Here is a 6045-nt window from a genome sequence, read left to right as displayed (position 1 = left end):
ATGTATTCCTCAACCGGTGGTTCCATATGTACAGCCAGCACTTCCTGGCGGGCTTGGAGAATTTCTTCCTGGGTAAGCGGGGATGGTGGGCGCTCAACCGGTCTGTGCATGGCTTCTCCCCTGGCCAGTTTCAGAATTGCCCGCTCGGCATCAACATCGGGATAGCCGACCCGGACATGCATGATAAAGCGATCCAGCTGGGCCTCTGGCAATGGGTAAGTGCCTTCCTGTTCAATGGGGTTCTGGGTGGCCATCACCATAAAGACATCTGACAATGGGTAGGTTTTCTGGCCAACACTGACCTGGCGTTCGGCCATGGCTTCCAGAAGTGACGACTGAACTTTGGCCGGTGCACGGTTGATCTCGTCCGCCAGTATCAGGTTGTGAAAAATGGGGCCGGGCTGAAACCGGAAGCTGCCATCTTCCGGTAGATAGATGTCGGTGCCAGTGACATCCGCTGGCAGCAGGTCAGGGGTAAACTGGATTCTGTGGAAATCCGCATCCAGTCCGTCGGATAGCGCTTTGACCGCTCTGGTCTTGGCCAAGCCGGGGGCGCCTTCAACCAGCAGATGTCCGTCAGCCAGAAGGGTGGTTAACAGTCGGCTAACCAGGTGTTCCTGGCCAATGATGGTGTTGGAGAGGTAGTTTTTCAGCTGACTGAATTGGGTAAAACAGTGGCTTGATGACATTTTTTCAACCTGGCAATCTGTCTGCGTCTTGAAAGAGTACATGGCAACTCCACTTTACAGTTGGGAAATTCTACAAGCCATTGGCATTATTGGTAAGCCCCATCTGTTAAGCCGCATCCCTGTGTCTTGTCGAATGTTTTACGGTTATCAGCTTTATTTTCGACATCACCCTTTAATATAGGTTCGTCAGCGCCGATGGTCTAATACAAGAATTTTATAACCGATACGGAGATGCCAGGGATGGGGCAGCTAAATAGTCAGGAACGGGAAGAAACTCTGGATAAACTGATCAGTGATCTGGCTGCCCATATTCCGGTAGAGCAGCTGGATAGCTTTCATGAGTTTGTCTATCGATATTACTCACTGGATACCCACCAGGATCTGGTCTCCGGCAACTGGCAGGAATTGCTGGGTGCTACCCACTCATTCTGGAAGTTTATTCAATACCATAATCCAGACCAGCCGCGCATTGAGGTGATCAATCCGGAATTTAACATGCATGGCTGGCACTCAACCCATACGGTGATTCGAATTCTCCATCGGGATATGCCTTTTGTGGTGGACTCGATCAGGATGAAACTGAACGACTATGGCTCCACCATTCATTTATTGCGCAATGGGGTACTGTATTCCCGGCGTGGTGGCGACATGACCCTGCAGTTTGGGGATGAGCGCAGTGTGCAGGAGTTTGTCTGTCAGGAGGCCTTTGTTTATCTTGAAATCGACCGTTGTGAGGATCAGAGTGAACTGGATCAGCTGCAGAACCAGTTGAATGGTGTGCTCAGGGATGTCACTCGTGTTGTGGATGACTTTGCGGCCATGACCGGGCGGGTCAAAAGGCTGGCAGCCATGGCCGGGCACCCGGGGGCTCTGGCGAAAGACTTGCTGAAAAAGGACGATGAGGTTCAGGCGTTCCTGGAATGGCTGTTGGATGACAATTTTACCTTTCTTGGCTATGAGGAACTGATTGTCACAGAATATCAAGGCAGCCGTCGGCTGAGAAGACCCTCGGAATCGCTGTTTGGACTGCTGAAACCGGCCAATAAAGGCCAGCCTGGTCAGCTGTCACTGGAACCCTTTATTGAACATGATCTGTTTGAGCTGACCGAGCGGCTCTCGTTCTCCAAGGCATCTGTCCGCTCCAGTGTTCACCGACCAGCCTATCCAGACTTTATCACCGTGCGACGCTTTGATGAGCAGGGGCGCATTGTGGGTGAGGCACGTATTGTTGGTCTTTACACCTCTCCGGTTTATCGCCAGACGACCTATGCGATTCCTTATATCCGTAACAAGGTGTCGGCAATCATCCAGCGCTCTGGTCTGGACCCCAAAAGCCACCATGGCAAAGACCTGGTGCAGATACTGGAAATTTTTCCCCGGGATGAACTCTTTCAGACCAGTCAGGACGAGCTTTTTCAGACCGCGATGGCAATTCTGCGCATGCAAGAGCGCAAACAGATAAAAGTCTTTATCCGCCAGGACCCTTACGGACCTTTCTGCTCGGCGCTGGTCTATGTGCCAAGGGATATCTACAGTACCCGCTTTCGCCAGCGGGTGGAAAACATTCTCTGTCACCGGCTGGAGGCTGAAGACAGCGAGTTTACCACCTATTTTTCTGAGTCAATCCTGGCCAGAGTGCATTTTGTGTTCAAGTTGAAAGGGCGGATTGATTACAATCTGGACGTGATTACCCGGGAAATTATGCTCGCTGGCTCATCCTGGAATGATGATCTCAGGGCAGAAGTATTGGAGACCTTTGGGGAAGTGCGGGGGAATAAACTGCTGGCAAGGTTTTCTGACGGGTTCAGTGCGGCTTATCAGGAAGCGTTCAAGCCCCAGTCGGCGGTGACGGATATCCGCCATTTTGCCCAAATGGACGACGATCGCCCTCTGGCCATGGGGTTTTATCAGTCACTGGACGATGCCGCCGGGTTGGTTCACCTGAAACTGTACCATTTTATCGAGCCTCTGCCGTTAGCTGACCAGATTCCAATTATTGAAAACCTGGGCCTGCGGGTACTCGGTGAGTATCCCTATCTGATTAATACCGCTTCCGGTGAGACCATCTGGATTCATGACTTTCAATTAAGCATTGATTCACGAATTAATATTGATCTGCAGAAAGTGGGCCCGACCTTCCGGGAAGCATTTGAAAAAATCTGGTTTGGAGAGGCGGAAAATGACCGGTTTAACCGCCTGGTATTGTCCGCAGGCCTGAGTTGGCGGCAGGTTGCCATGCTGCGGGCTTATGCCCGTTACATGAAGCAGATTCGTGTCGGTTTCAGTCAGACTTATATTGCCGAAACGCTGTGCAATAACATTGAGATTGCCCGGCTGCTGGTGGCGTTGTTTGAGGTTCGCTTCAACCCCGGGCTAAAATTGTCCATAACCCAGCGCCTTGCCCGCCAGCAGCAGATTCAGCAGCAAATTCTCCATGGGCTTGATCAGGTGGCCGTATTGAGCGAAGACAAGCTTATCCGCTGTTATCAGAATGTGATCAAGGCAACACAGCGAACCAACTTTTATCAGCAGGACGACCAGGGCAGTGCCAAGTCGTATATCTCCCTGAAAATGGCGGCAAGGGAGATACCGGACATTCCCAAACCGGTTCCCCTGTATGAAATTTTTGTCTACTCGCCTATTGTTGAAGGTGTCCACCTCAGAGGTGGCAAAGTGGCCCGTGGCGGGCTGCGCTGGTCTGACCGGGTGGAAGATTTCAGAACGGAAATTCTTGGGCTGGTCAAGGCCCAGCAGGTGAAAAATGCCCTTATTGTCCCCGTGGGTGCCAAAGGTGGTTTTGTACCCAAACAGTTACCGGTTGGTGGTACCCGCGAAGCAATGATGGCGGAGGGGATACGTTGTTATAAAACCTTTATCAGAGGGCTGCTGGATATCACCGACAACCTGGTCGAAGGGGACGTGGTTCATCCAGGTGGTGTGGTGATGTATGACGACAGTGACAGTTATCTGGTGGTGGCCGCGGATAAGGGAACTGCAACGTTTTCCGACATTGCCAACGGGATTGCGCAAGATTACAACTTCTGGCTGGGGGACGCCTTTGCTTCTGGTGGCAGTGTGGGTTATGACCACAAAAAGATGGGGATTACCGCCAAGGGTGCCTGGGTATCGGTGCAAAGACACTTCCGGGAAAAAGGTATTCATGTCCAGCAGGATGTGATTTCGGCCATCGGAATCGGCGATATGGCCGGTGATGTTTTTGGCAATGGTATGCTGTGCTCGGAAACCATTGCCTTGATCGGTGCGTTCAATCACCTGCATATTTTTGTCGATCCTGACCCGGATGTTTATCAGAGTTTTGAAGAGCGCCGTCGCCTGTTTGAATTGCCCCGTTCGAGCTGGACAGACTACGACACCAGTCTTATTTCTGCTGGCGGAGGTATTTTTTCCCGCCAGGCAAAGTCAATTGTCATCAGTCCTGAAATGAAGCAGCGCTTTGGCATTACCGCCAACCGTCTGCCACCCAATGAATTGATTCGCAGTATGCTGCGGGCCCGGGTTGATCTGTTATGGAATGGCGGTATCGGTACCTACATCAAGTCAATGAGCGAAGCCCACAGCGACGTGGGGGACAAGGCCAACGATCCACTGAGAATTAACGGGTGTGAAGTTCAGGCCAGTGTGGTCGGAGAAGGGGGGAACCTTGGCCTGAGTCAACTTGGGCGTACGGAGTATGCGCTGAAGGGCGGGGGGCTGAATACCGACTTTATCGACAATTCCGGTGGCGTTGACTGTTCTGATCACGAGGTCAATATCAAGATTCTTCTCAACGATATGGTTGCCAATGGCGATATGACCATTAAACAGCGCAACCAGTTGCTGGAAAGCATGACCGATGAAGTGGCTGCCCTGGTATTGACCAACAACTATCGTCAGACACAGGCTATTTCCGTGGTTGAGTCCGACGTTGCTTCAAGAATGGGCGAATATCGTCGTTTTATACAACACCTTGAGGAACAGGGTAAGCTGGACAGAACCATTGAGTTTCTGCCAGATAATGACGCGATGGCCGAGCGGGCTGCGAACGGGCAGGGGTTAACCCGGCCGGAATTATCCCTGTTGATTTCATACAGTAAAGCCGATCTGAAAGAAGCTTTGCTGAACTCATCGGTGATTGATGATAGCTATCTGACGCAGGAGTTATACAGCGCCTTTCCCGGGATTCTGGTTGACCGCTTCCCCGAAGAGATCAGACGACATCGTTTGCGCAAGGAGATCATCTCTACCCAGATTGCCAATCACTTGATTGATATGATGGGGATTACCTTTGTTTTTCGACTGCAGACCACGACGGGGGCATCATCCGCCGAGATAGCCCGTGCTTTTAGTGCCAGTCGCGATGTGTTTGATGTTTCCCGTTACTGGATGATGATTGAGCAGCTTGATCACAAGGTTGCCAGTGCCTTGCAATACAAGATGATGGGCGCATTGATCAAACTGGTGAGGCGAACAACCCGCTGGTTTATCCGCCTGAAGCGTCAGGACCTGATACCGGCCGAGTGTGTCGAACATTATGGACCAAGGATTGGGCGATTCCTGTCTTGCTTCACCGAATCTCTTGGTGAAGAAGAAAAAGTCCAATTGGACAAGGCCATTGACAGTATGGTTGCGCAAGGCGTTCCACAGGAATTGGCCCTGGTGGTTGCCGGGCAGCGTTATCTGTTAAGTGCCCTGCCGGTCATCAGGGTTGCTGATGAAACCGGGGTTCCCCTGGAGGTGGCCATCAGGACTTTCTTTACCATAGGCTCTCGCCTGGAGCTGAACTGGTATGGTTATGCCCTGTCGCAACTGGAAGTGACTAACCACTGGCAGTCCCTGGCGCGGGACAGCGCCAGGGATGAACTTAACTGGCAGCAGCGTAAATTATCCAAAGGGCTGATCAATCTGGCGCAGGATGGCGTACCTATTGAGCAAACCATTGATAAATGGATTATGGATAACCATGCGCTGGTAGCCCGCTGGCAGAGTATGCTGGCCGATATACGCAATGCTCCACAAGCCGATCTGGCCATGTTTGCCGTTGCCAATCGTGAATTAATGGACCTGGCCCAGGTCAGTTTGCATGGTAGTAACTGAGGAATTGTTTAATCTCATTACGCAGTCGGGGAAAAGGCCGCCGCCCGCTCCCCGCCACCTGCTGCCCGCAAAAGCACAAGCGGTCCAGGCTTGAGGGTGGCGGGTTGCGTCCCTGGAAATTCCGCTTTTGCCCGGCAAATAGCCCCGCTTTCAGCATGCAAAACCGAATTTTTATCTTCAATAATTTCTTTTTGTTTCTTCAGCGAGATTTTTGCACCGGCCATGTTTGGGAGCTGTCCTGAAATAACTTCGACATTTCTAC

3 protein-coding genes are annotated in these 6045 nt (G+C 51.7%); 1 reads left to right on the top strand and 2 read right to left on the bottom strand.

Translation table 11 applies throughout. The annotated features are described in order from the left end of the window. Positions 1 to 689, bottom strand: a 689-nt coding sequence (locus KDK14_RS09040) for a MoxR family ATPase (protein WP_257264768.1), incomplete at its 3' end; no start/stop codon positions are given. Between the two features lie 240 nt (positions 690 to 929). Here KDK14_RS09040 and KDK14_RS09035 point away from each other — a divergent pair. Continuing rightward, the gene (locus KDK14_RS09035) at positions 930 to 5783 is read left to right on the top strand and encodes an NAD-glutamate dehydrogenase (protein WP_257264767.1); all 4854 of its coding nucleotides are present in this window, start codon (positions 930 to 932) and stop codon (positions 5781 to 5783) included. A gap of 17 nt (positions 5784 to 5800) precedes the next feature. On the opposite strand, the gene KDK14_RS09030 is transcribed toward KDK14_RS09035, so the two are convergent. Next, positions 5801 to 6045 (bottom strand): hypothetical protein (locus KDK14_RS09030; RefSeq protein ID WP_257264766.1); only part of this gene is annotated, 245 nt, incomplete at its 5' end.

This window comes from Endozoicomonas sp. ONNA2, assembly GCF_024606365.1.
GTDB lineage: Bacteria > Pseudomonadota > Gammaproteobacteria > Pseudomonadales > Endozoicomonadaceae > Endozoicomonas.
This window is presented reverse-complemented; position numbering and strand designations above follow the sequence as displayed.